This is a genomic window from Streptomyces sp. NBC_00341, from assembly GCF_041435055.1.
In the GTDB taxonomy this organism is placed as follows: Bacteria; Actinomycetota; Actinomycetes; order Streptomycetales; family Streptomycetaceae; genus Streptomyces.
Genome location: NZ_CP108002.1, coordinates 4,508,980 through 4,532,794 on the forward strand (window position 1 = coordinate 4,508,980; position 23,815 = coordinate 4,532,794).

Here is a 23,815-nt window from a genome sequence, read left to right on the forward strand (position 1 = left end):
GCATGCGCTGAACCCAGTGAATGCACCGCAGTGAATGCACCGCAGTGAATGCCTTCCTGACCGAGCCGAGTCCCATGGGGTGTTTCACGTGAAACCGATCGACCCGCGTCTGCTCCGCCACGCCCGTGCCACCCGCCTCTTCCTGGTGGCCGTGGTGGTACTCGGACTGGCCGGAGCGGCGCTGGTCATCGCCCAGGCCATGCTCGTCGCCGAAGTGGTGGTGGGCGGTTTCGAGGACGGGCTCACCGGGTCCGGACTCCGTACGCCGCTCCTGCTGCTCGCGGCGGTCGCGCTCGGACGGGCCCTGGTCACCTGGCTCACCGAACTGGCCGCCCACCGGGCCGGTGCGGCCGTCAAGTCGGAGCTGCGCGGCCGGCTCCTCGACCGGGCGGCCGCGCTGGGCCCGGAATGGCTGAGCGGGCAGCGCACCGGCTCGCTGGTGACGCTCGCCACGCGGGGCATCGATGCGCTGGACGACTACTTCGCGCGGTATCTGCCGCAGCTCGGGCTCGCCGTGGTGGTGCCGGTGGCGGTGCTCGCCAGGGTGGTCACGGAGGACTGGATCTCGGCGGCGATCATCGTCGTCACCCTCCCCCTCATCCCGCTCTTCATGATCCTGATCGGCTGGGCGACCCAGTCGCGGATGGACCGCCAGTGGCGGCTGCTGTCGCGGCTCTCCGGCCACTTCCTCGACGTGGTCGCCGGGCTGCCGACGCTGAAGGTCTTCGGCCGGGCCAAGGCCCAGGCCGAGTCCATCCGCACCATCACCTCGCAGTACCGGCTGGCGACCGTGCGCACACTGCGGATCGCCTTCCTGTCGTCCTTCGCCCTGGAGCTGCTGGCGACGCTCTCGGTGGCACTCGTCGCCGTCACCATCGGCATGCGGCTGGTCCACGGCGAACTCGACCTCTACACCGGCCTGGTGGTGCTGATCCTCGCGCCGGAGGCCTATCTGCCGCTCCGGCAGGTCGGGGCGCAGTACCACGCCGCCGCCGAGGGGCTCTCGGCCGCGGAGGAGATCTTCTCGGTCCTGGAGACCGAGCCGCCCGCGGGCGGTACGCGGGAGGTCCCCTCGTCACTGCGGCTGGAGCTGGAGGGTGTGACCGTCCGGCACGCGGGGCGCACCGAGCCCTCGCTCGCCGGGGCCTCGCTGGTGGTGGAGGAGGGGGAGACCGTCGCCCTGGTCGGCCCGAGCGGCGTGGGCAAGTCCACCCTGCTGAACGTGGTGCTGGGCTTCGCGGCACCGGACGAGGGTCGGGTACGGGTCGGCGGAACCGACCTGGCGGACCTCTCCCCCGAACGCTGGCGGGAGCGGATCGCCTGGGTCCCGCAGCGGCCGCACCTCTTCGCCGGCACGATCGCGGAGAACGTACGGCTGGCCCGGCCGGAGGCGGACGACGGCGCGGTCACGGCCGCGCTGCGCGACGCCGGGGCGTACGACTTCGTGGCGGCCCTGCCGGACGGTGCGGCGACCCTCCTCGGTGAGGACGGCGCGGGCCTCTCCGCAGGACAGCGGCAGCGTCTCGCGCTCGCCCGCGGGTTCCTCGCCGACCGGCCGCTGCTGCTGCTCGACGAGCCGACCGCGAGCCTGGACGGCGAGACGGAGGCGGGCATCGTCGAGGCGGTACGACGACTGGCCGCCGGGCGGACCGTTCTGCTGGTGGTGCACCGGCCGGCGCTCCTCTCGGTCGCCGACCGGGTGGTGACGCTGGAGCCGGGCGCGACGGCCGGACCGGCCGGGCCCGCCGTCGCCGCCGTGGTGCCGCGCCCGGCCGGTGCTCCCGACGACCTCATCGGCGGCGAGGCGGCGCGGGAGCCCGAGGTGCTGCGGGACACCGCGGCCCGGACCGGGCACGTGCTGGCCCGGGTCAGGGAGGCCGCCGGAGCACAGCGCGGCCGGCTCGCGCTCGCCCTGCTGCTGGGCAGTCTCGCGCTTGGCTCGGCGGTCGGCCTCATGGCCGTCTCCGGCTGGCTGATCTCCCGCGCCTCCGAACAGCCTCCGGTGCTCTACCTGATGGTCGCGGTGACGGCGACCCGCGCCTTCGGCATCGGACGGGCTGTCTTCCGCTACGCCGAGCGCCTCGTCTCGCACGACGCGGTGCTCAGGATGCTCGCCGCGCTGCGCGTCGACGTCTACCGGGGTCTGGAGCGCATCGCGCCCGCAGGACTGCGCCGGACCCGGCGCGGGGATCTGCTCTCGCGGCTCGTCGCTGACGTGGACGCCCTCCAGGACTACTGGCTGCGCTGGCTGCTGCCCGCCGGAACGGCGGTCGTAGTCGGCGCGGCAGCCGCCGGGTTCACCGGCTGGCTGCTCCCGGAGGCGGGCGCCGTGCTCGCCGCCGGACTGCTGCTCGCCGGGGTCGGGGTCCCGCTGGTCAGCGGCGCCTGCGCCCGGCGCACCGAGCGCCGGCTGGCGCCCGCCCGCGCCGAGCTGGCGACCCGGATCACCGACCTGCTCGGCGGGACGGCCGAACTGACCGTCGCGGGCGCGCTGCCCGGACGCTCGGCCAGGACCCGGGAGGCCGACGGCGTCCTCACCCGGATCGCTTCCCGGGCGGCGACCGCCACCGCGCTCGGCGGCGGGCTCACCGCGCTGATCGGCGGCCTCACCGTGGTCGCCGCCGCGCTCGTCGCCCTCCCCGCGGTGGCCGACGGTCGGCTGGCCGGGGTGGAGCTCGCCGTCGTCGTCCTCACCCCGCTGGCCGCCTTCGAGGCCGTCACCGGTCTCCCGCTCGCCGTCCAGTACCGGCAACGGGTCAAGCGCAGCGCGGAGCGGGTGTACGAGGTGCTCGACGCCCCGGTGCCGGTGCGCGAACCCGCCGCCCCGGCCGAGGCCCCCGCGTCGCCCTTCCCGCTGGAGGTACGGGGGCTCTCTGCCCGGTACGCGGGAGCGGAGCACGACGCCCTGGCCGACGTGGACCTCACGCTGGAGGCCGGCAAGCGCATCGCGGTCGTGGGTCCCTCGGGTTCCGGGAAGACCACGCTCGCCCAGGTCCTGCTCCGCTTCCTGGACGCGCGGGCGGGGACGTACCGGATCGGAGGCGTGGAGGCGTCCGCGCTGGACGGGGACACGGTCAGGCGTTTCGTCGGGCTGTGCGCGCAGGACGCCCACATCTTCGACAGTTCCATCCGGGAGAACCTGCGTCTCGCCCGTACCGGAGCGAGCGACGCGGAGCTGCGCGACGCCCTCGCACGGGCCCGGCTGCTCGACTGGGCCGAGGCGCTGCCGGACGGGCTGGACACCCTGGTCGGTGAGCACGGCGCCCGCCTCTCCGGAGGCCAGCGCCAGCGGCTCGCGCTGGCCAGGGCGCTGCTGGCGGACTTCCCCGTGCTCGTTCTGGACGAGCCCGCGGAGCACCTCGACCTGCCGACCGCCGACGCCCTGACGGCCGACCTGCTGGCGGCCACCCGGGGACGTACGACGGTGCTGATCACCCACCGGCTCGAAGGCCTGGACGCGGTCGACGAGGTGGTGGTCCTGGACGCGGGAGCGGTCGTGCAACGTGGTCCGTACGCGGCTCTCGTGGCGGTGGACGGTCCGCTGAGCCGGATGCTGGCGCGCGAGCGCGAGACCGTACGGGAGCCGGCGGGGGCGTCGCGGGGCGGGCGGGTCTGAGGGGTCCCCGCCGGGCTTCGGCTATCCCTCACAACCCGGCTTCGACTTTCCCGAACAAAAGGGACTAACTACGCTCTGGGTATGTCAGAGCAGGGCCCGAAGGACTCGAAGGATTCGAAGGACTCGAAGCACCAGAAGCACCAGGAGCAGCCGAAGGAATCGACGCGTCCCGAGGACCCCGAGCGCACCGCGCCCCCGGAGGGGCCGCTCGAAGCCGCGACGGAGGCGACCCGCAGTCTGCGGGGTCTGTCCACAGAACTCACCGCCCGCGTGCCGCAGCTGTTGGAAGCCATGCGTTCCGTCGGCACCGGGCTCGAACTGCACACCACCCTCGACCGGATCTGCGAGACGGCGGCCGAACTGGCCCACGCCCGCTACGCGGCCATCGGCGTCGTGGACGAGGAGGGCAAGGGGCTCTCGGACTTCGTCACCTATGGAGTCCCGGAGCCGGTGGCGCGCGAGATCGGCCACCGGCCGGACGGACACCGTGGCCTGCTCGGCGCGTTGATCCACGACCCCCGTCCCGTGCGGCTCGCGGATCTGACGGCCGATCCGCGGTTCGCCGGATTTCCGCCGGGCCACCCCCCGATGCGGACGTTCCTCGGCGTACCGATCCGGGTGCAGGGCGAGATCTTCGGCAATCTCTATCTGGCCGGGAAGGACGGCGGGGGCGAGTTCACCGACTACGACCTGCACATGGTGCGGGTGCTGGCCACCGAGGCGGGCATCGCCATCGGCAATGCCCGGCTGTACGAGGCCGCCCGACAGCGAGAGCGGTGGATCGACGGCTCGGTGGCCGTGACCACCGCCCTGCTCTCCGGCGGGGACGCCGACGACGCGCTCGCGGTCGTGGCCGAACAGGCCCGCCACCTCGCCGCCTCCGCCGCCGGGATCGTGTTGCTGCCCGCGGAGGACGGCGGACTGGAGATCGTCGCCGTGTCCGAGACGGAGCCGACCGGGGCGCTCGGGGTGATCATCCCGGCGCAGAGTCCGGTGGTGGGAATGCTGCTGGGGGGCGAGGCCGTCTTCGTGGACGACTCGGCCACCGACTCCCGCATGATCACCACGCTGGCGGACCGGTTCGGGCCGAGCATGCTGCTTCCGCTGCACAGCGGTGGCCGGGTGCTCGGCGCGCTCGCCACCCCGCGTGCCAGGGGCGGCCGGCCGTTCACGGAGACGGAGCGGACCCTCGCCGCCCAGTTCGCCTCGCAGGCGGCGCTGGCGCTGATGATGGCGGAGGCGCAGCGGGACCGCGAGCGGCTCGCGGTCTACGAGGACCGCGACCGGATCGCCCGCGATCTGCACGACCTGGTCATTCAGCGGCTGTTCGCCACCGGGATGATGCTGGAGAGCGCTCAGCGCCGGTCGGACGTGCCGGAGGTGCAGACCGGCGTCGGCCGGGCGGTCGACGAGCTGGACGTGACGATCCAGGAGATCCGTACCGCCATCTTCGCGCTGCAGCAGGAGCCGGCCGAGGCGCCGTCAGGGCTGCGGACCCGGGTGCTGCGTGAGATCAACATGGCGGCGGTCCCACTGGGCTTCAAACCGTCGTACCGCTTCGTCGGTCCGGTCGACGCGGTGGTCGGCGAGCTGACCGGGAAGAACCTGATCGCGGCGTTGCGGGAGGCTCTGTCCAACGCCTTCCGGCATGCCGTGGCGTCCCGGATCGACGTGGTCGTGGACGCGACCGCCACGCTTCCCGACGGGCGGGCCGCGGTGCGGCTCACGGTCGCGGACGACGGCGTGGGCATCCCGCCGGGCGGCCGGCGCAGCGGGCTGCGGAATCTGGCCCGGCGGGCGGAGTCGCTGGGCGGGGCCAGCTGGTTCGGACCCGGCCTGGGGGAGGGCGGCGGCGGTACGGCGGTGGTGTGGCAGGCACCTCTGTGACGGCCCGGTGCGAACGGCGGCGCGGGCGGGTGCGCGCTCGTGCAGCTGTCACTGCCGTGCCGGTGGTGCGCGCTCGTGCAGCCGTCACCGCCGTGCAGGAGGTCTGCGTTCGTTCAGCGCTCACCGCGGGACAGCGCCCGATCGGCGATGATCCGCTCGATGACGACCGCGACGCCGTCCTCGTTGTTGGTGACCGTACGGCCGGTTGCCGCCGCCAGAGCGGCCGGGTGGGCGTTGCCCATCGCGTAGGAGGTGCCGGCCCAGCTCAGCATCTCCACGTCGTTGGGCATGTCACCGAACGCGACGACCTCGGCGGGCGAGACGCCACGCTCGGCGCAGCACAGCTCCAGCGTGCTGGCCTTGGAGACGCCGGGACCGCTGACCTCCAGGAGGGCGCTCGGACTGGACCGGGTGAACGAGGCCCGGTCGCCCGCAGCGGTACGGGCCAGGGCGAGGAAGTCGTCCGGGGCCAGTTCGCCGTGGTGGGCGAGGAGCTTCAGCACGGGGGCGCCGGTGCCGGGCGCCTCCTCGCGGAGCAGCTTCTCCGCGGCGGCCACGGTGGCGCCGGGGTCGAGGTGGAAGGCCGGGTAGGCGGGCTCGTAGTGGATGCCGGTGGCCAGCTCGACGGCGAAGGAGGTGCTGGGGGCGGCCGCGCGCAGGGTGTGCACGACGTCGAGGGCGGCCTCCCGCTCCAGTGCGCGGACCTTCAGCAGCCGGCCGCCGTCGTGCAGGTCCGCGACGGCGGCGCCGTTGGCGCAGATCGCCAGGCCGTGGCCGTGGACGTGGTCGCTGACGACACCCATCCAGCGGGCCGGGCGGCCGGTGACGAAGAAGACCTCGATACCGGCCTCCTCCGCGGCGGCGAGCGCCGCGACCGTACGGTCCGAGACGGTCTTGTCGTCGCGCAGGAGCGTGCCGTCCAGATCGGTGGCGATCAGCCGGGGAGCGGCGGGGAGAGGGTGATCGGTAGCTGAGGTCACCGCTCCATTCTCGCGTACGAGGGTGCACGGGCGTGCGCAGGGGCGCACATCTGAGTACGCGCGCCCTGAGCAGGAGGTATTCCGCTGGCATATGCCGGTCGTCTCACTTGCCTCGCGCCGGCCGGACTGGACATCCTGCCGAGGCGATCCGTGTGCCTGTTTCCGAAGACCTGATGGGGAGAGTGAAAGTGCAACTGTCTTTGAGTGAGCTGCAGTCCAGGGGCGCCGCGTTCCGGGAACTGCACAACGGGCCAGAACCCTTCGTGATCCCCAATCCGTGGAACGCGGGCACCGCCCGGATTCTGGCCGGGCTCGGATTCTCGGCGCTTGCGACGACCAGTGCCGGTCTCGCCGTCGCTCTCGGCCTGCCGGACGGCGCGAATCTGCTGGACCGCGACATGGTGCTCGCGAACGCCGGAGAGATCGCCGCCGCGACGCCGCTGCCGGTCTCCGCCGACCTGGAGAGCGGCTTCGCGCAGACCCCGGAGGGCGTTGCCGAGACCATTCGCGCTGCGGCGGAGGCGGGGCTGGTGGGCGGCTCGGTCGAGGATGCCACCGGGCTGCCCGGTGACCCGGTCCGTCCGCTCGCGGAGGCGGTGGACCGGGTGACGGCGGCGGTGGAGGCGGCGCGCGGCCTGCCCTTCCCGTTCACCGTCACCGCACGCGCCGAGAACTTCCTTTACGGGCGCCCCGACCTCGACGACACGGTCCGCCGCCTGCAGGCGTACGAGGAGGCGGGTGCCGACGTCCTGTACGCGCCCGGACTGCCGTCGGCCGAGGCGGTGCGCATCGTGTGCGCCTCGGTCGGCCGGCCGGTCAACGTCCTCGCGGGGAGCCAGCAGCCGGCATTGGACGTGGCCGCGCTCGCGGACTGCGGGGTGCGCCGGATCAGCCTCGGGTCGACCCTGTCCCGGGCTGCGCTGGGCGGATTCGTCCGGGCAGCCCGTGAGGTGCTCGACCACGGGACCTTCGACTTCGCCGCCCAGGCCCCGCCGTACGGGGACGTGAACCGGTGGATGACAGGTCCGCGTGACGTCTAGCCACGTCTAGCCACGCCTAGCGACGCCCAGCCACGTCCAGCGCGCGGGCGACGGCTCAGTGGGCGGGCGACGGCTCGGTGGGCAGGGCGTTCACCCGATCTGGGCGGCGGCCTCGACGGCGATCTTCTCGAAGACGGCCTGGTCGGCGGCGAAGTCCGAGTCGGGGATGGGCCAGTGAATCGCGATCTCGTTGATCCCCAGGGCCGCATAGCGGCCGGCGAAGTCGACGAACGCGTCCACGGACTCCAGCGGGCTCCTGCGATCCGGGGTGAAGCCGGTGAGCATGATCTTGTCGAGCTCGTCCGCATCGCGGCCGATACCGGCGCACGCGTCCGCGAGCCGGTCGATCTGTCCGCGCACGGCCTGCACCGACTGTTCGGGCGTTCCGTTCTCGTACAGCTTCGGATCTCCCGTGGTCACCCACGCCTGCCCGTGCCGGGCGGCGAGGCGCATCCCGCGCGGGCCGGTGGCGGCCACGGCGAACGGCAGCCGGGGCCGCTGGACGCAGCCGGGGATGGTGCGGGCCTCGTACGCCGTGTAGTGGTCGCCTTCCCAGGAGACGGAGTCCTCGGTCAGCAGCCGGTCGAGCAGAGGCACGAACTCCCCGAAGCGGTCGGCCCTCTCACGCGCCGTCCACGGCTCCTGACCGAGCGCCGTCGCGTCGAACCCGGTGCCGCCGGCGCCGATTCCCAGGGTGATCCGCCCGCCCGATACGTCGTCGAGGGAGATCAGCTCCTTGGCGAGCGTCACCGGGTGACGGAAGTTCGGCGACGTCACGAGGGTGCCCAGGCGCAACCGCTCGGTGGCGGTCGCCGCCGCCGTCAGCGTGGGCAGCGCACCGAACCACGGTCCGTCCCGGAACGTGCGCCAGGACAGGTGGTCGTAGGTGTAGGCGGCGTGGAACCCGAGCTCCTCAGCCGCCCGCCACTTCGCGCGCCCTCCCTCGTGCCACCGGTCGATGGGCAGGATGACGGTGCTGAGGCGAAAGTCCATGGCATCGAGCCTACGGTGCTTCGGATCCGGTTTCAGGCTCGGCGCCGCGTCACCGATTCCTCCGGGTTCACCGGATGGGGGGAACGAAGGCCCCATTCATAGCCGCAGCGAGATCACATTGACTACTCTCCGTTACATCTGGTCGGGATGCTGTCGCTGGAGGTGGCGTGCGAAGGAGGTAACGGCCGGCCCGGACCGCGTGACGAGGCCCGACCCTGCCGAGCCTTGTCGCTGTCTCAAGGGCGCGGGGCCGTCGAGATACACAGAGAGGTACCGCTCACCATGGACGCCATCCTTCGTGCGACGGGTGTGGAGCTGCTCTACGGCTCGCAAAGGGCCGTGAGCGGAGTGGACTTCGCGCTGAGCCCCGGAGAGGTCCGCGCGATCATGGGCAGCAGTGGTTCGGGTTCGTCTTCCAGTACGGGGAGTTACTGCCGGAGTTGACCGTGGAGGAGAACGCGGCGTTGCCGCTCCGCCTGGCCGGTCGGCGCAAGGCGCAGGCGCACGAGGCGGCCGGCGAGATTCTCGGTCGACTGGGTCTTGCCGAGTTGAGGCAGCGCAGGACGTCGCAGATCTCCGGGGGCCAGAGCCAGCGAGTCGCGGTGGCACGGGCTCTCGTCCACCGGCCCGCCGTGGTCTTCGCGGACGAACCTACGGGTGCCCTCGACAGCGCCAACGCCGACGCGGTGCTGGAGGAGTTCCTGGTCCTCGCGCGGTCCCAGGGCACTGCCGTGATCATGGTGACGCACGATGCCTCGGTCGCTGCCCGTGCGGACAGCCGGTACACGATGGCCGACGGGGCGCTGGCCAGGCGGGCAGTGGTGTGACCGGACACTCCGTGACCACGTTCCTGATCGGGCTGCGCCTTCTGCGCGGTGCCGGCCGCGCGGGGCAGGCCCGCTTCCTCCTGATGTCCCTCGGCTGCGCGATGGGCGTCGCCTGCCTTGCCGCGGTGCTGACCATCCCCGCGATCCTGGCGGCGCACGACAGCCGGGCCGCGGCCCGCGAACCGCAGCCGGTGACCGGCGTCCTGCATGCCCGGTCCGCTGAGGACACCGTCTTCCTGACCCGCCAGGACCCCTACGGCTCGCAGCCGTTCACCCGGGTCTTTCTCAGCCACCCGGCGGGCGGCAGCACCTCCCGCCCACCCGGTATCGAGCATCTGCCGAAGGCAGGCGAGGTGCTCGTCTCCCCGCGGCTGCGCGAGACCCTGGCCGAACAGCCCGGCCTCGCCGGGCTCCTCCCCGGCAGGGTCACCGGCACCATCGGGCCCGAAGGCCTCACCGGCCCCGACGAGCTGTACGCCTACATCGGCCGCTCAACTGGCCAACTACCCCCTTCCGCAAGCCCGCCGGCGAGTTTCGGATCCGCCTGGGCCCCGACTCCCGCTCTGGACTCCTCCACCCTCGACATCCTGCGCTTCGCCCTGGGCTGCCTGGTGTTGCTGCCACTGGCCGTCTTCCTGCCCGTGTGCGCCAGGCTCTCCGCAGAGGCCAGAGCACGCCGACTCGCCGCGCTGCGTCTGCTCGGGCTGAGCGTGAAGGGAACCGTGCGGGTCAACGCCGTGGAGACCGTGGCTGCCGCCCTTCTCGGCGCGCTCCTCGGCGTCGGTGTGTACGCACTGGCCAACGAGCTTCTCGCGCAGGTCGGCCTGCCGGGACTGCAGTGGTACCCGCCCGACGGGCGGCCCTCCACCACCGTCCTTGCCGTCTGCCTGCTCGCCTGTCCCGGCCTGGCCTGGTTTGTCGGACGCCACCGTGCCCGTGAGGCCGCACTCCGGCCGCTGCAGGTGCGCCGAGGCTCCCAGCCCCGCCCCCCGAAGAAGTACGGGATGTTGCTGCTCCTGCCGGGGCTCGGCGTCATCTGCGGCTATTGCGCCCTCGGAGCCCTCGGCCAGGACACCTCCGACGGGCCGGCCAACTCGGTGCTCGTCCCCGTCGGCGTCCTGCTGACGGGGGCCGGCCTCGTTCTCGCACTCGCGCCGGCCACGGCCTGGCTCGCCCGTCGGCTCGCGGGTACGGCTCAGTCGCTCCCTCCGGCACTCGCCATGCGCCGCAACGAAGTCGAGCCCGGCAGTTCCCTGCGCGTGGTCACCGGCCTCGTCCTCCTCGTCTACGCCGGGTCACTTGCCCAGGGCATCCTTGTCGCACTCGCCCACGTCAGCCGGCCCACCTCTCCCGCCCAGGAGTACGCCCTTCCCTTCAGCGATCTGAGTGACGGGCAGCGCACCCGGATGCGCCAGGTCGAAGGCGTCCGGTCACAGGCTCTCGCGATGGACTCCTGGATCGCGGGGGCAAGCTCCACCACACCCCGCGTCACTGCCGTGGTCGCCGACTGCGACCAGCTCGCGGCCTTCACCGCGGCGCCGCCCCGAGGCTGTGTGGATGGCAGGATCCAACGCCTGACCGACTCCGACATGGCCGAAGACCTCGACGCCCGGCCCGGTCGTACCTGTCCGTTCCTCCTGCGAACAGACGGCAGTCGAGGGGCGAGGACGGAGCTGTTCCGTGTAACCCTGCCGCGCCACAGCCTCGCCATCAGGGCGCGTCAGCCCTCGGCCTTGGCCGGCGCGGATGTCCTCATCCCGCCCTCCCTGCTCCCGGCAGGACAGCAGCCCGCAGCAGGCAGTTCCTCCTGCTGTCGAGTTCCACACCGGACACCGTACGGACGGCTCTCGACGGCCTCGGCGCCGTCGCCCCCACCGCGGAGATCGAGGCAGTGGGCGTCAACATCACGGTGCGCGCGGCTCAGTGCATCCAGGTACTGCTCCCGCTCGCCGTCGGCCTCTTCGGAGCCCTGGTCTCCGGCCGTCTCGCCGAATCCAGCTATCTGATCACCGGAGGGGGAACCGTCCACTGGGACGGCGACGGCCTGCCCCTCCTCGTGGTCTGCACCGTCGGAATCCTGCTCATCGCCGCCCTGGCCTCGCTTCCCCTCACCCACCGGCACGTCGAACTCGAACACATCCGACGCGACTGGCCGGGCTCCGCGTCAGCCGGGCAGGCGCAGGAACTCCGGGGGCACCGCGTCGGTGAGCCAGACTCCGTTGGCGCTGACGCGGAAGGTGTGACCGGCCAGGTGCATCGCGCCGGTGTCCACGGACAGCACGACGGGCCGGCCGCGCCGGGCTCCGACGCGGGTCGCCGTCTCACGGTCCGGCGAGAGGTGTACGTGGGTGCGGTTCATCGGCCGCAGCCCCTCGCTCCGGATCGCGTCCAGGAACCGGCCGACCGTGCCGTGATAGAGGTACGCGGGCGGCTCGGCAGGCGGCAGGTCCAGGTCCACGTCGACGGTGTGCCCCTGGCTCGCCCGGATGCGGTCGCCCTCGACGGCGAATCTCTGCTTGTCGTTCGAGGCGACGACGTGGTCGAGCTCGGCCCGGGTGAGGGGGAACCGGTGGCGGGCCGTCGCCCGGAGCAGGTCGTCGATGGCCACCCAGCCATGTGCGTCGAGCTGGAGTCCGATCCGTTCCGGCTGATGCCGGAGGTGCTTCGAGAGGTACTTCGACACCTTTACGGTGCGTCTTTCATCCATCCGTTCAGGGTGCCCGCGCCACCTTCTCCGGCGCATCCGGATTTCGTTCGGGATCCACAGCGGCAAATCTTGTACACAGGTTTGATCCACAGCCAACTCAGGTTATCCACAGGGAATTTGGCGTTTCTGTGGACAAGTAGCGTGGACTTTAGTCTATTTGGTCAAGTTTCTCTTCTTTTGCGTGAGATGAGGCAAGTGTGTCCAATGTCCTTGCCTGGAGCTCACGTTCGGTGGCTGCGGTGATGAAGGCGGCGGCCCGTTCCCGACCAACCAGGCTCTCCACAGCCGTGATTGTTCCGGGCGGCAGAGCTACCGGGACCGGTGGATGTGCGGTGGATCCCGAGGTGAAGGGTTCCTCCGCGGTGAGGTGGTGGTCCAGATGGCGGGTGGCGAACGTCCGCATCGCCCGCGCGAGTTCGGCGTCCACTGTCTGCTGGGCGAGCGGTCGGAGCCTGCGCACCAGTGACGCCGCCTCGGCGGCGTCCGCGTCGGTCGGCGGCCGATGGCCGAGATAGCGGGCGAAGACGTGCTCGGTCGTGAACTCCAGGAAACGGGAGGCTATCTGCTCGACCTGGCCCCGAAGTTCCCTCAGATGCCCGGAGATCGCGCTCAGCGGCACGCCCGCCGCATGCAACTCCACCGCTACCGCGAGCTCCTGGGGGCTCGGTACCAGGAACTCGTCGTCGCGGCCGGGGATCCGCTCCAGCACCCCGAGGTCCACCGCCTCCGCGACAGCCTGCTCGTCCTGCGTGCCGCCGAACCTCACATCCAGCTCGGCCCTGGTGATCCGGTCCGCCCGCTCGTCGGTCCACGGCCCGTGGACCTCCGCGACGAGCCCGAGCACCCCTCCGAGGCCGCGCCCGGTGTCCCACGCCTCCAGCAACTCCTTGATGCTGGCCAGGGTGTAGCCGCGGTCGAGCAGGTCGGCGATCTGCCGGAGCCGGGAGAGATGGGTGTCCCGGTACACATTGGCCCGGCCCCGCCGTTCCGGGGTCGGCAGCAGCCCGCGGTCCTGATAGGCGCGGATCGTGCGGACCGTGGCACCGCTGGCATGCGCCAGGTCCTCGATCCGGTACTCCGCGGCCGCCCGCCCGGCCGTCGGCCCCGGGCCGTTCACAGCGGCGGCTTCAGCCGGGCGATGCCGCGCAGCGTCCCGGGGCTGAGCCGGGACAGGAACCGGGCGGCGTGCGACTCCGGCGTCACCGGGACGACGGCCTGATTGCGGACGACTGCCCGCAGGACCGCCTCCGCGACCTTCTCCGGCGGGTAGTTGCGGGCTCCGTACAGCTTGCTCGTCCGCTTCCGCAGCCGCTGCTCCTCCGCCGCGTCCGCCCCGGCGAAATGGGTGGTCGCGGTGATGTTCGTGTTCACGATGCCTGGGCAGACCGCGCTGACCCCGATCGACTTCTCGGCGAGCTCGGCCCGCAGGCATTCGCTGAGCATCAGAACGGCGGCCTTCGATGTGCTGTACGCCGGGAGCGCGCGCGACGGCTGATACGCGGCGGCGGAGGCCGTGTTGACGATATGGCCGCCCTGTCCGCGCTCGGCCATCTGCTTACCGAAGAGCCTGCAGCCGTGGATGACGCCCCAGAGGTTGACGTCGAGGACCTGTTTCCAGTCCTCGACGGTCGTGTCCAGGAACGAGCCGGACAGCCCGATCCCGGCGTTGTTGACCAGCACGTCGACGATCCCGTACTCGGTGGCGACCTTTTCGGCCAGCTTCTCCATGGCCGCCTCGTCACTGACGTCGACCGTTTCCGCCCAGGCGGCCGGGGCGCCGATCAGCCTGGCCAGCTCGGCCGTCCGGCCCGCACCGTCCGCGTCCCGGTCCACGGCCACCACCCGGGCACCCGCCTCCGCGAAGGCGAACGCGGTGGCCCGCCCGATGCCGCCGGCCGCGCCCGTCACCAGAACGAGCTGTCCGCCGAACCGGTCCGCGTGCGCACCCTTCGGGGCGGTGTCCCGCACCGGGATGCCACCCTGTGAGGCGGACTCGTTGGCGGCGGCGAACTCGTTGATCCAGGAGGCCAGCTGGTCCGGCCTGGTGCGCGGCACCCAGTGCTTGGCCGGCAGCGAGCGGCGGGTCAACTGCGGCACCCATGCGTCGAGTCCGTCGTAGAGCTGCTCCGAGAGGAAGATGTCGCCCGTCGGTGTGATCAGCTGGACCGGCACGTGCGCGTAGGCGTCGGCGCGGGGCCTGCGCAGCCGGGTCCGGACGTTGTCGCGGTAGAGCCAGGCCCCGTGCGCCGCGTCGTCGGGCAGGGAGGCCGTCGGGTAGTCGCCCGGCGGCACCTTCTCCAGCCGCTCCAGGATGCCGGGCCACCGCTTGCCGAGCGGCCCGCGCCAGGCGAGCTCCGGCAGGACCGGGGTGTGCAGCATGTACACGTACCAGGACTTGGCGCCCTGGCCCAGCAGCTGGCCGACCCGGCGGGGAGTGGGCCGGGCCATCCGCTGCTTGATCCAGTGCCCGAAGTGGTCCAGGGAGGGACCGGACATCGAGGTGAAGGACGCGATCCGGCCCTCGGTGCGGCTGACCGTCGCGAACTCCCAGGCCTGCACCGAACCCCAGTCGTGCCCGACCACGTGCACCGGCCGGTCCGGGCTCACCGCGTCGGCGACGGCCAGGAAATCGTCGGTCAGCTTCTCCAGGGTGAAACCGCCGCGCAGCGGAACGGGCGCCGTCGAGCCGCCGTGGCCGCGCACGTCGTACAGCACGACGTGCCACCGGTCGGCCAGTTGCCGCGCGACCTGTGTCCAGACCTCCTTGCTGTCCGGGTAGCCGTGCACGAGCACGATCGTCGGACGCGTCGCCTCGCCCAGCTCGACGACGCACAGCTCGATACCGCCCGTGGCCACCCGGCGCTCGCGCGCCCCCGGCAGATCCAGCAGACTCATGCCGCCACCCTCTCCTCGGCCCAGCGCCGCACATGCGGCAGATCGTCGTCCAGCCAGAAGGCGCTCTGCTCGGGGTCCCGTGAGTCGGTGACGACCAGGATCTCCTCGAACTTCGCGCCGGTACCCCGGAATCCGAGATGGGGCTCGACCGCCCACAGTCCCGGCTGCGGCGGATGGCCGGAGAAGCGGTACGGACTCCAGAGCGGCGACCAGCCCTCCCGGTGCCCGTGGACCGCGTCGCTCAGCAGCCCCTTGAGCGACTGGGTGCCGAATCCGAACACCCGTGGCGACCAGCGTCGTTCGGTGACCCGGTCGACCTTGTGGGCGATGACACCGAACGGATACGCGCGGTGCCGGTTGGCGTAACCCTGCCTGATCATCAGGCGGTCGACGTCCTCGTATATCCCGCGCAGCGGGCGCCGCTCGCGCACCTCGCGCAGGATGAGCTCGCGGTGCGCCTCAAGGTCGGCGAGCAGCCTGTCGTGCAGCGGGTTCAGCCCCAGGCAGCCCGAGTAGCCGACGTCAGCGGTGAATCCTTTGTACACAGGCGCCATGTCGAGTATGAACGGCATCCCCGGCTCCAGCCGCCGGTCGGTCGGGAAGAACTGCAGCGGCACCTTGAAGCCGGTGAACGCCGTGCGGTCCCCGAACCAGGCGAAGGGGAGATGGAACCAGTCCCGCACCCCGCGCCGGCTCAGCCACTCGCGCTGCATCCGGGCCGCCTCCCGCTCGGTCATCCCCGGCCGCAGGCGGGCGGCGACCGCTTCAGCGCAGGCGTACGCGAGGCGTTGCACTTCTCTGAAGCCCTGGAGCTCCGGGGCCTGTTGGCCGTTCACTCGCGAAGCCATGCCACCGTCCGTTCCCTGCCGTGTGCGGTACGTGCCCGTAACGTGACACTGATGAATGTGACAATGTCCGGCGGCTACGTCAAGAGGTCCGCAGGACCTGTGGATAACCCACCCCGCACCCGGCACGGCAGCCGAACCTGACCGCCGGTCGCGGCAGCCGGAACCGGAGCGCCCGACTCCTCCTCCTTGGGGTCCCCCCTACGGGTCCGTACATCTGGAGGTTGACGAGAATCCAACCGCCAGGTCTGACGACCGGTGTGGCCCGCACCACTAACGTCGTTGACGTGACTGTCATTGCGACCGAAAGCCTGAGCAAGCGGTTCCCACGGGTTACCGCGCTTGACCGGCTCTCCTTGGACATCGGCCCCGGTGTGACCGGACTGGTGGGCGCCAACGGAGCCGGCAAGTCCACGTTGATCAAGATCCTGCTGGGTCTGTCTCCCGCCACCGAGGGCCGGGCCGCGGTGCTCGGGCTCGATGTCTCGACCAGCGGCGCCGCCATCCGGGAACGGGTCGGCTACATGCCCGAGCACGACTGCCTGCCGCCCGACGTCTCGGCCACCGAGTTCGTCGTACACATGGCCCGGATGTCCGGACTGCCGCCCACCGCGGCGCGCGAACGCACCGCGGACACGCTGCGCCACGTCGGGCTGTACGAGGAGCGCTACCGCCCCATCGGCGGCTACTCGACCGGTATGAAGCAGCGGGTGAAGCTGGCCCAGGCGCTGGTCCACGACCCGCAGCTGGTCCTCCTCGACGAGCCGACCAACGGACTGGACCCGGTCGGCCGCGACGAGATGCTCGGCCTGATCCGGCGGGTGCACACCGACTTCGGCATCTCGGTCCTGGTCACCTCGCACCTCCTGGGCGAACTGGAACGCACCTGCGACCACGTCGTCGTCATCGACGGCGGAGCACTGCTGCGCTCCAGCTCCACCAGCGACTTCACCCAGACCACCACGACCCTCGCGGTCGAGGTCACCGACAGCGACACCCACCCCGACGGCACCGACGCGCTGCGCCGGGCTCTCACGGAGACGGGGATCAAGCTGGTGGGCCTCGACGGCCTGGACGCGGAGGGGCTGCCGGGTGCGGGCCACATCCTGCTGATCGAGGCGACCGGCGAGGAGACGTACGACACCGTCCGCGACAGCGTCGCCGCCCTCGGCCTCGGCCTCGTCCGGATGGAACAGCGCCGCCACCACATCGCAGAGGTCTTCCGTACCGAAGAGGCACCGGCGGCGCAGGCCGTGGCGCAGCACGCGTCCGTGGCCGCCGGAGCCGTACAGCAGAAGGGGAGCGCTAGCGATGAGCACTGAGACCGGCGCCGCGATCGGGAGCGAGACCTCCCGGATCCACAACATCGGCTACCGCGCCTATGACGGCCCCCGCCTCGGCCGGGCCTACGCGCGCCGCTCCCTCTACTCGCAGTCCCTGCGCGGTTCCTTCGGGCTCGGCCGGTCGGCCAAGTCCAAGGTGCTGCCCATGCTGCTGTTCGGCGTGATGTGCCTGGTCGCCGCGATCATCGTGGCGGTGGCCATCAACATCCCCGACTCGACGAAGCTGCCGGTGAAGTACACCTCCTACGCGATCTACCTGCAGGCGGTCATCGGGCTGTTCCTGGCCTCGCAGGCACCGCAGTCGGTCTCCAGGGACCTTCGCTTCAAGAGCGTGCCGCTGTACTTCTCGCGGCCGATCGAGCGGGGCGACTACGTCATCGCGAAGTTCGCCGCCATGGCCTCCGCGCTCTTCGTCCTCACCGGAGCGCCGCTCGTCATCCTGTACGCGGGTGCCCTGCTGGGGAAGTTCGACTTCGGCGACCAGACCAAGTGGTTCGCCCAGGGGATGGTCTCGGTGGCGCTGCTCTCCGTGCTCTTCGCCGGTCTCGGCCTCGTGATGGCCGCGCTCACCCCGCGCCGGGGCTTCGGCGTCGCCGCGGTGATCGCCGTACTCACCATCTCCTACGGTGCGGTCTCCACCGTCCAGGGCATCGCCTGGTCGACGGGGTCCGGGGGAGCCGTCCCGTGGCTGGGGCTCTTCTCGCCGATCACGCTGATCGACGGGGTGCAGACCGCCTTCCTCGGAGCCGACTCCGCCTTCCCCGGAGGGGAAGGCCCGGGGGCCGGTGCCGGAGTGGTCTATCTGATCGTTGTTCTCGCGCTCGTCGCCGGCTCGTACGCCGTACTGATGCGCCGCTACCGGAGGGTCGGGCTGTGACCACCATCGAGATCGACCACACCTCCCGCTGGTTCGGCAACGTGGTCGCCGTCAACGACGTGAGCATGACCGTGGGGCCGGGCGTCACCGGTCTGCTGGGTCCCAACGGCGCCGGCAAGTCCACGCTGATCAACATGATGGCCGGATTCCTCGCCCCGTCCACGGGCACCGTCACGCTCGACGGGAAGGCGATCTGGCGCAACGAGGCCGTCTACCGGGACATCGGCATCGTGCCCGAGCGGGAGGGCATGTACGACTTCCTGACCGGCCGCGAGTTCGTGGTGGCCAACGCCGAACTGCACGGTCTGGGCGACGCGGAGGCGGCCGCCTCGCTGGCCACGGTCCAGATGGAGTACGCGCAGGACCGCAAGATCTCGACGTACAGCAAGGGCATGCGCCAGCGCGTGAAGATGGCCTCCGCGCTGGTCCACGACCCGTCCGTGCTGCTGCTCGACGAGCCGTTCAACGGAATGGACCCGCGCCAGCGGATGCAGCTGATGGAACTGCTGCGACGGATGGGGGCGGAGGGCCGCACGGTCCTCTTCTCCTCCCACATCCTCGAAGAGGTCGAGCAACTCGCCTCGCACATCGAGGTGATCGTGGCCGGCCGGCACGCCGCGTCCGGTGACTTCCGGAAGATCCGCCGGCTGATGACGGACCGCCCGCACCGCTATCTCGTACGGTCCAGCGACGACCGCGCGCTCGCCGCCGCGCTCATCGCGGACCCGTCGACAGCCGGGATCGAGGTGGACCTGGGCGAGAACGCCCTGCGCATCCAGGCGGTCGACTTCGGACGTTTCACCACACTGCTGCCGAAGGTGGCACGCGAACAGGGCATCCGGCTGCTGACCGTTTCGCCGTCCGACGAATCTCTCGAATCGGTCTTTTCCTATCTCGTAGCGGCCTGAGTAGTGGCCTGAAAGGAGCTGTGACGTCATGTACGACCCCACAGTCGCCCGGCTCACCTACCGGGCCCTGCTCGGCCGGCGCCGGGCCGCCATCCTCTTCATCCTGCCCGCACTGCTGGTGGTCATCGCGGTGGCGGTCCGGATGTTCGCGGGGGCCGACGACCAGGTCGCCTCGGATGTGCTGGGCGGCTTCGCCATCGCCACCATGGTGCCGCTGATCGGCGTGATCGCCGGGACCGGAGCCATCGGGCCGGAGATCGACGACGGCTCGATCGTCTACCTGCTGGCCAAGCCGGTGACCCGGCCGACGATCATCTTCACCAAGCTGATCGTGGCAATCGCCGTGACGATGGTCTTCTCGGCGGTGCCCACCATGATCGCCGGCCTGATCCTCAACGGCAACGGCCAGCAGATCGCGGTGGCCTACACGATCGCCGCCCTGGTCGCCTCGATCGCCTACAGCGCGCTGTTCCTCCTGCTGGGCACGGTCAGCCGGCACGCGGTGGTCCTCGGACTCGTCTACGCCCTGGTCTGGGAAGCCCTCTTCGGCAGCCTGGTTCCCGGCGCGCGCACGCTCAGCGTCCAGCAGTGGTCCCTCGCGCTGGCCGAGAAGGTCGGCGGGGGCGGCGCCATCACCTCCGACGTCGGACTGCCGCTCGCGACCGTGCTGCTGATCGCGGTCACCGTGTTGGCGACCTGGTACGCGGGCCAGAAGCTGCGCACCCTGAAGCTCGCCGGCGAGGAGTGAGCACGGACATCCTGTGATGCGACAACCCCCGTCCGATGGGCGGGGGTTGTCGCATGTCGGACAGTATTACGCGTAACTGTACGGATATCGGTTCGTTGCTCCGGGTGCGTGGAGGCAACTGGAATCTGAGACGTCGAGCTTTCGTGAATTCGGAGATGGCCGATGCCGCTGGGACGCGCCTGAGGGCGACACCCGTCGGGTCGGTCGTAGAGCAAGTGGCAACCGTGAGCGTCCTCCGCCCCTGAAGCCCGGGGAGAGGGCTGTCTCCGTAGCTCTCCAGCTCTCCCGATCGGAAGGCATGTTCATGCCCACGGAAATCGCCCTGCTCGAATCGCGCGCGCTGCGCGTCGAGCAGATGGGACGTGTCGACGCCCTGGACAAGGTGAAGAGCCTTGTCATGCTCCCGGACGGAATTCACGTTCGTACCGAGGGTGTGGCTCGGTACTTCGAAGTATCCACAGAGGTAGTCAAGAAGGTGATCCAGCGCCACCGCGCGGAGATGGAGGAGAACGGCCTGAGGCTGCTGCGTGGCTCTGACCTGCGGATTTTTAATAGGGACATGATGTCCCTATTGGACGGAGGGCAGGGAGAAAGTTATCCACAGGCGCACGCGCAGCTCACGCTGTACACCCGCAGGACCGTCCTCAACGTCGCGATGCTTCTTCGCGACAGCGACATCGCCCGCTGCGTCCGTACGTACCTCCTCGACGCCGAGCAGGACCTGCGGGCGGGATACGCCTCGCTCGAACACCGTGTCACCCGGGTCGAGAGCTGCCTGGCCGGTGTCGGCACCGCCCTCCAGGAGCTGGGACCGGTCCTCAACCGGATGTCGCTCCGGCTCGACAGCCTCGACCGGAGGCTGGAGGTCACCCAGCAGGTGATCGGTGCCCTGAGCGTGCGGCTGGGCGGAGTGTCGGAGGACATCGTGCGGCTGGACGGCCGGATGGACGAGCTCGCGCGAAACCTGAAGGATCTCAGCCGCCGCAACAGGATCTGAGGGGGTTCTGAGTTTCTGAGGGGGCTCTGGGAAGGTCCTGATGTCCGGTGTCACCGGCGCGAAACCGGCAACACTCACCGCCCGTAAATGAGTGGCACCGGACATCGGGTGCGCGGCACAGTAGGCGGTACGGCACCCGCCGGGTACGGCACCACAGACCGGGAGAGGAGCGCGGCGATGACCGAGAGTCCGAGTCCGTCGAGCTCCCAGCGAGGCGTGCCCGAGCGGGCCGCGGAGTAGTCAGCGACTGCTCCGTACAGGCCGCTTCGAGCAGCACGCCGGGGCGGCCGTTCATGCGCATCGCGCGCGGCCGCCCTCCCCCTGGAGGATTGGCCGAGTGGTAAGGCAGCGGCTTGCTAAGCCGTCGTCGGGGTGCGAACCCCGCGCGCGTTCGATCCGCGCATCCTCCGCGTCAGGCAGCAAACGCCCTCGGGCAGCAAGCCCCTGAAGCAGCCGGCCCCTCAGGCAGCAACCCCCTCAAGCAGCCGATCCCTATGTCTGCCGGCCCCTAAGACTGCTGGAGCAGTCGCTCCAGCACCACGGCGATCCCGTCGTCCTGGTTCGACGCGGTGACCTCGTGGGCCACTGTCTTCAGGTCCTCGTGCGCGTTGGCCATCGCCACACCGTGCCGCGACCACGCGAACATCGGGATGTCGTTCGGCATGTCGCCGAAGGCGATCGTGTCCGCCGCCTTCACGCCCAGTCGGCGCGCGGCCAGCGAGAGGCCGGTGGCCTTGCTGAGTCCGAGCGGCAGGATCTCCACGACCCCCGGGCCTGCCATGACCACGTCGACCAGATTGCCGACCGCCGCCCGCGCGGCCTTCGCCAGCGCGTCGTCGTCCAGATCCGGGTGCTGTATGTAGACCTTGTTGAGCGGGGCCGCCCACATCTCGGCCGGGTCCTTGACGAAGACGGCAGGCAGCGGGCCCTCCTGAACGCGGTAGCCCGGACCGACCAGCACCTCGCCGTCCAGCCCGTCGCGGCTGGCCGCCAGCGCCAGCGGACCGATCTCCGCCTCCACCTTGGACAGCGCGAGACCGGCGAGCTGCCTGTCCAGCGTCAGCGAGGTCAGCAGCTTCTGCTCGCCCGCGTGGTAGACCTGCGCGCCCTGACCGCAGACGGCGAGGCCCTCGTAGCCCAGGTCGTCCAGGATGTGCCGGGTCCACGGGACGGCGCGGCCGGTGACGATGATGTGCGCCGCACCGGCCGCGGTGACCGAGGCCAGTGCCTCGCGGGTGCGCCCGGAGACCGTGTCGTCGTCACGCAGCAACGTGCCGTCGAGGTCGGTCGCGACGAGCTTGTAGGGAAAGGTCACTTGGCGACCGGTTCCAGGACCTCGCGCCCGCCCAGGTACGGACGGAGTACCTCGGGCACCCGTACCGAACCGTCGGCCAGCTGGTGGTTCTCCAGGATCGCCACGATGGTGCGCGGGACGGCGCAGAGCGTGCCGTTCAGCGTGGACAGCGGCTGGAGCACCTTCTTGCCGTCGCGGTTGTCCCGCATCCTGACGGACAGCCGGCGCGCCTGGAAACCGTCGCAGTTGGAGGCAGAGGTCAGCTCGCGGTACTTGCCCTGGGTCGGGATCCACGCCTCGCAGTCGAACTTCCTGGAGGCCGAGGAGCCCAGGTCGCCGGTGGCGACGTCGATCACCTGGAAGGGCAGCCCGAGAGCGGTGAGCCACTGCTTCTCCCAGTCCAGCAGGCGCTGGTGCTCGGCCTGGGCGTCCGCCGGGTCGACGTACGAGAACATCTCGACCTTGTTGAACTGGTGGACCCGGAAGATGCCACGGGTGTCCTTGCCGTACGTACCGGCCTCACGGCGGAAGCACGGCGAGAAGCCGGCGTAGCGCAGCGGCAGCTTGTCCGCGTCGATGATCTCGTCCATGTGGTACGCCGCGAGCGGTACCTCGGAGGTGCCGACCAGGTAGTGGTCGTCCTTCTCCAGGTGGTACACGTTCTCCGCGGCCTGGCCGAGGAAGCCGGTGCCCTCCATGGCGCGCGGGCGGACCAGCGCCGGGGTGAGCATCGGGATGAAACCGGCCTCTGTGGCCTGGGCGATCGCCGCGTTGACGAGGGCGAGCTCCAGCAGTGCGCCGACGCCCGTCATGTAGTAGAAGCGCGAGCCGGACACCTTCGCGCCGCGCTCCACGTCGATCGCGCCGAGCGCCTCGCCGAGCTCCAGGTGGTCCTTGGGCTCGAAGCCCTCCGCACCGAAGTCGCGGATGGTGCCGTGCGTCTCCAGGACGACGAAGTCCTCCTCGCCGCCGACCGGCACGTCCTCGTGGACGATGTTGCCGAGCCGCAGCAGCAGGCTCTTGGTCTCCTCGTCGGCCTCGCCCTGTGCCGCGTCGGCCGCCTTGACGTCGACCTTGAGCTGTTCGGCCTTCTTCAGGAGCTCGGCGCGCTCCTCCGGGGAGGCCTTGGGGATGAGCTTGCCGAGCGATTTCTGCTCGGAACGGAGCTCGTCGAACCGAACCCCGGACGACCTGCGCCGTTCGTCGGCGGAGAGAAGGGCGTCGACGAGCGCGACGTCCTCTCCACGGGCGCGCTGGGAGGCGCGAACACGGTCGGGGTCCTCACGAAGCAGGCGAAGGTCAATCACCCCTCCAGGCTACCGGTGTCGGCTTCCGTAGCTCGAACCGATATTGGCAAGCGTGTCCTTTTGCCCGAATTGCCGGTATTGGTAATGCTGGAGGGGAATCCGCCGCGCATGCGTGGGTGGGTGCGAGTGGGCGCGAGTGGAGTCGTCAATAAAGAGCCCCTATTCCCCTAAATGGGGCAGAAGGGTTCATGGGTCTTGACGTATCGGCCTTGCCTGGAAGGGGAGTTGACTCTCGCTTGTCCACAGGGGTGGGCGGCCCCGGAAAGTTATCCACAGGCTGTGAAGAAGATCTGTGGACGCGAGGGAGATCATTCCGAAAGCGGTGCGAAGGCTTGCGCAATCGCGCTTCAAACCCGGCCTGCACGCTCGTTCGGGTGGGAATTCCTCGCCTAAAGAGTTGATCAATGGAATTGAGGTGACACCGGGCGTCCTGCTGGTCTGTGGATGGATCTGGGTCGACTGGGGAGATTTGTCGACCATGTCGCGTTGTGGTGTCGACTTGTCCCCAGGTCGAGACGCGTGCCTGTGGATAACTTTTCCGGTGATGACAA

16 protein-coding genes, 1 tRNA gene and 2 pseudogenes are annotated in these 23,815 nt (G+C 70.6%); 11 read left to right on the forward strand and 8 right to left on the reverse strand.

Translation table 11 applies throughout. The features are described from left to right. Positions 1-88: 88 nt before the first annotated feature. Together cydD and OG892_RS20305 are read left to right on the forward strand one after the other, a co-directional pair. Positions 89-3,616: a thiol reductant ABC exporter subunit CydD gene (gene cydD, locus OG892_RS20300; RefSeq protein ID WP_371629891.1), complete on the forward strand. Its 3,528-nt coding sequence runs from the start codon at positions 89-91 to the stop codon at positions 3,614-3,616. 81 nt (positions 3,617-3,697) lie between these two features. Continuing rightward, a complete protein-coding gene (locus tag OG892_RS20305; protein WP_371629892.1) occupies positions 3,698-5,503 on the forward strand; it encodes a GAF domain-containing sensor histidine kinase in 1,806 nt (601 codons plus the stop codon). Positions 5,504-5,616: 113 nt separating this feature from the next. Here the strand turns inward: OG892_RS20305 and OG892_RS20310 are convergent, their stop codons facing one another. Continuing rightward, positions 5,617-6,483, reverse strand: a complete 867-nt coding sequence (locus tag OG892_RS20310; protein ID WP_371629893.1) for a Cof-type HAD-IIB family hydrolase — start codon at positions 6,481-6,483, stop codon at positions 5,617-5,619. A gap of 188 nt (positions 6,484-6,671) precedes the next feature. Here OG892_RS20310 and OG892_RS20315 point away from each other — a divergent pair, with 188 nt between their 5' ends. After that, on the forward strand, positions 6,672-7,523 hold the full coding sequence (locus OG892_RS20315; protein ID WP_371629894.1) for an oxaloacetate decarboxylase: 852 nt from the start codon (positions 6,672-6,674) through the stop codon (positions 7,521-7,523). Between the two features lie 90 nt (positions 7,524-7,613). On the opposite strand, the gene OG892_RS20320 is transcribed toward OG892_RS20315, so the two are convergent. After that, positions 7,614-8,516, reverse strand: coding sequence for an LLM class flavin-dependent oxidoreductase (locus OG892_RS20320; protein WP_073736350.1), 903 nt, complete (start codon positions 8,514-8,516; stop codon positions 7,614-7,616). 282 nt (positions 8,517-8,798) lie between these two features. On the opposite strand from OG892_RS20320, the pseudogene OG892_RS20325 reads away from it, so the two are divergent. Both OG892_RS20325 and OG892_RS20330 read left to right on the forward strand, forming a co-directional pair. After that, a pseudogene (locus tag OG892_RS20325) lies at positions 8,799-9,343 on the forward strand (ABC transporter ATP-binding protein). 11 nt (positions 9,344-9,354) lie between these two features. Then, positions 9,355-11,492 (forward strand): annotated as a pseudogene (locus tag OG892_RS20330) (ABC transporter permease); the annotation flags it as partial. A gap of 15 nt (positions 11,493-11,507) precedes the next feature. On the opposite strand, the gene OG892_RS20335 reads toward OG892_RS20330, so the two are convergent. The 4 genes from OG892_RS20335 to OG892_RS20350 all read right to left on the reverse strand — a co-directional run bounded on the left by OG892_RS20335 (position 11,508) and on the right by OG892_RS20350 (position 15,793). After that, positions 11,508-12,050 carry an RNA 2'-phosphotransferase gene (locus OG892_RS20335; protein ID WP_073736351.1) on the reverse strand — a complete coding sequence of 181 codons (543 nt, stop codon included), beginning with the start codon at positions 12,048-12,050 and terminating at the stop codon, positions 11,508-11,510. A 148-nt stretch (positions 12,051-12,198) separates the two neighbouring features. After that, the gene (locus tag OG892_RS20340; protein WP_371629895.1) at positions 12,199-13,167 is read right to left on the reverse strand and encodes a MerR family transcriptional regulator; all 969 of its coding nucleotides are present in this window, start codon (positions 13,165-13,167) and stop codon (positions 12,199-12,201) included. Continuing rightward, positions 13,164-14,945, reverse strand: a complete 1,782-nt coding sequence (locus OG892_RS20345; RefSeq protein WP_328866245.1) for an SDR family oxidoreductase — start codon at positions 14,943-14,945, stop codon at positions 13,164-13,166. Before OG892_RS20345 ends, OG892_RS20340 begins: the two co-directional genes overlap by 4 nt. Continuing rightward, positions 14,942-15,793, reverse strand: a complete 852-nt coding sequence (locus tag OG892_RS20350; protein ID WP_328866244.1) for a M24 family metallopeptidase — start codon at positions 15,791-15,793, stop codon at positions 14,942-14,944. The genes OG892_RS20345 and OG892_RS20350 overlap by 4 nt, the downstream gene beginning before the upstream one ends. 284 nt (positions 15,794-16,077) lie before the next feature. On the opposite strand from OG892_RS20350, the gene OG892_RS20355 reads away from it, so the two are divergent. From OG892_RS20355 to OG892_RS20380, 6 genes are all read left to right on the forward strand, one after another. Continuing rightward, the gene (locus tag OG892_RS20355; RefSeq protein ID WP_328866243.1) at positions 16,078-17,112 is read left to right on the forward strand and encodes an ABC transporter ATP-binding protein; all 1,035 of its coding nucleotides are present in this window, start codon (positions 16,078-16,080) and stop codon (positions 17,110-17,112) included. Then, a complete protein-coding gene (locus OG892_RS20360) occupies positions 17,102-18,010 on the forward strand; it encodes an ABC transporter permease (RefSeq protein WP_073736356.1) in 909 nt (302 codons plus the stop codon). The genes OG892_RS20355 and OG892_RS20360 overlap by 11 nt, the downstream gene beginning before the upstream one ends. Beyond that, on the forward strand, positions 18,007-18,918 hold the full coding sequence (locus OG892_RS20365) for an ABC transporter ATP-binding protein (protein ID WP_073736357.1): 912 nt from the start codon (positions 18,007-18,009) through the stop codon (positions 18,916-18,918). The genes OG892_RS20360 and OG892_RS20365 overlap by 4 nt, the downstream gene beginning before the upstream one ends. A gap of 28 nt (positions 18,919-18,946) precedes the next feature. Continuing rightward, complete coding sequence (locus OG892_RS20370; protein ID WP_327337998.1) at positions 18,947-19,666, forward strand: ABC transporter permease; 720 nt, start codon at positions 18,947-18,949, stop codon at positions 19,664-19,666. A 304-nt stretch (positions 19,667-19,970) separates the two neighbouring features. Then, the gene (locus OG892_RS20375) at positions 19,971-20,663 is read left to right on the forward strand and encodes a hypothetical protein (protein ID WP_073736529.1); all 693 of its coding nucleotides are present in this window, start codon (positions 19,971-19,973) and stop codon (positions 20,661-20,663) included. Positions 20,664-20,986: 323 nt separating this feature from the next. After that, a tRNA-Ser gene (locus OG892_RS20380) sits at positions 20,987-21,073 on the forward strand. A gap of 98 nt (positions 21,074-21,171) precedes the next feature. Here OG892_RS20380 and OG892_RS20385 read toward each other — a convergent pair. Together OG892_RS20385 and serS are read right to left on the reverse strand one after the other, a co-directional pair. Further along, entirely contained in the window at positions 21,172-21,978 is an 807-nt protein-coding gene (locus OG892_RS20385; protein WP_073736359.1) for an HAD family hydrolase, read from the reverse strand. Then, a complete protein-coding gene (gene serS, locus OG892_RS20390; protein WP_328866241.1) occupies positions 21,975-23,264 on the reverse strand; it encodes a serine--tRNA ligase in 1,290 nt (429 codons plus the stop codon). Before serS ends, OG892_RS20385 begins: the two co-directional genes overlap by 4 nt. Positions 23,265-23,815: the final 551 nt, after the last annotated feature.

What these genes read in the sequence shown, in the direction of transcription:
- OG892_RS20345 (WP_328866245.1), bottom strand. Translation starts at nt 14,945, where the DNA reads ATGAGTCTGCTGGATCTGCCGGGGGCGCGCGAGCGCCGGGTGGCCACG.
- OG892_RS20335 (WP_073736351.1), bottom strand. Translation starts at nt 12,050, where the DNA reads ATGGATGAAAGACGCACCGTAAAGGTGTCGAAGTACCTCTCGAAGCAC.
- OG892_RS20305 (WP_371629892.1), top strand. Translation starts at nt 3,698, where the DNA reads ATGTCAGAGCAGGGCCCGAAGGACTCGAAGGATTCGAAGGACTCGAAG.
- OG892_RS20370 (WP_327337998.1), top strand. Translation starts at nt 18,947, where the DNA reads ATGTACGACCCCACAGTCGCCCGGCTCACCTACCGGGCCCTGCTCGGC.
- OG892_RS20320 (WP_073736350.1), bottom strand. Translation starts at nt 8,516, where the DNA reads ATGGACTTTCGCCTCAGCACCGTCATCCTGCCCATCGACCGGTGGCAC.
- OG892_RS20375 (WP_073736529.1), top strand. Translation starts at nt 19,971, where the DNA reads ATGCCCACGGAAATCGCCCTGCTCGAATCGCGCGCGCTGCGCGTCGAG.
- OG892_RS20350 (WP_328866244.1), bottom strand. Translation starts at nt 15,793, where the DNA reads ATGGCTTCGCGAGTGAACGGCCAACAGGCCCCGGAGCTCCAGGGCTTC.
- OG892_RS20360 (WP_073736356.1), top strand. Translation starts at nt 17,102, where the DNA reads ATGAGCACTGAGACCGGCGCCGCGATCGGGAGCGAGACCTCCCGGATC.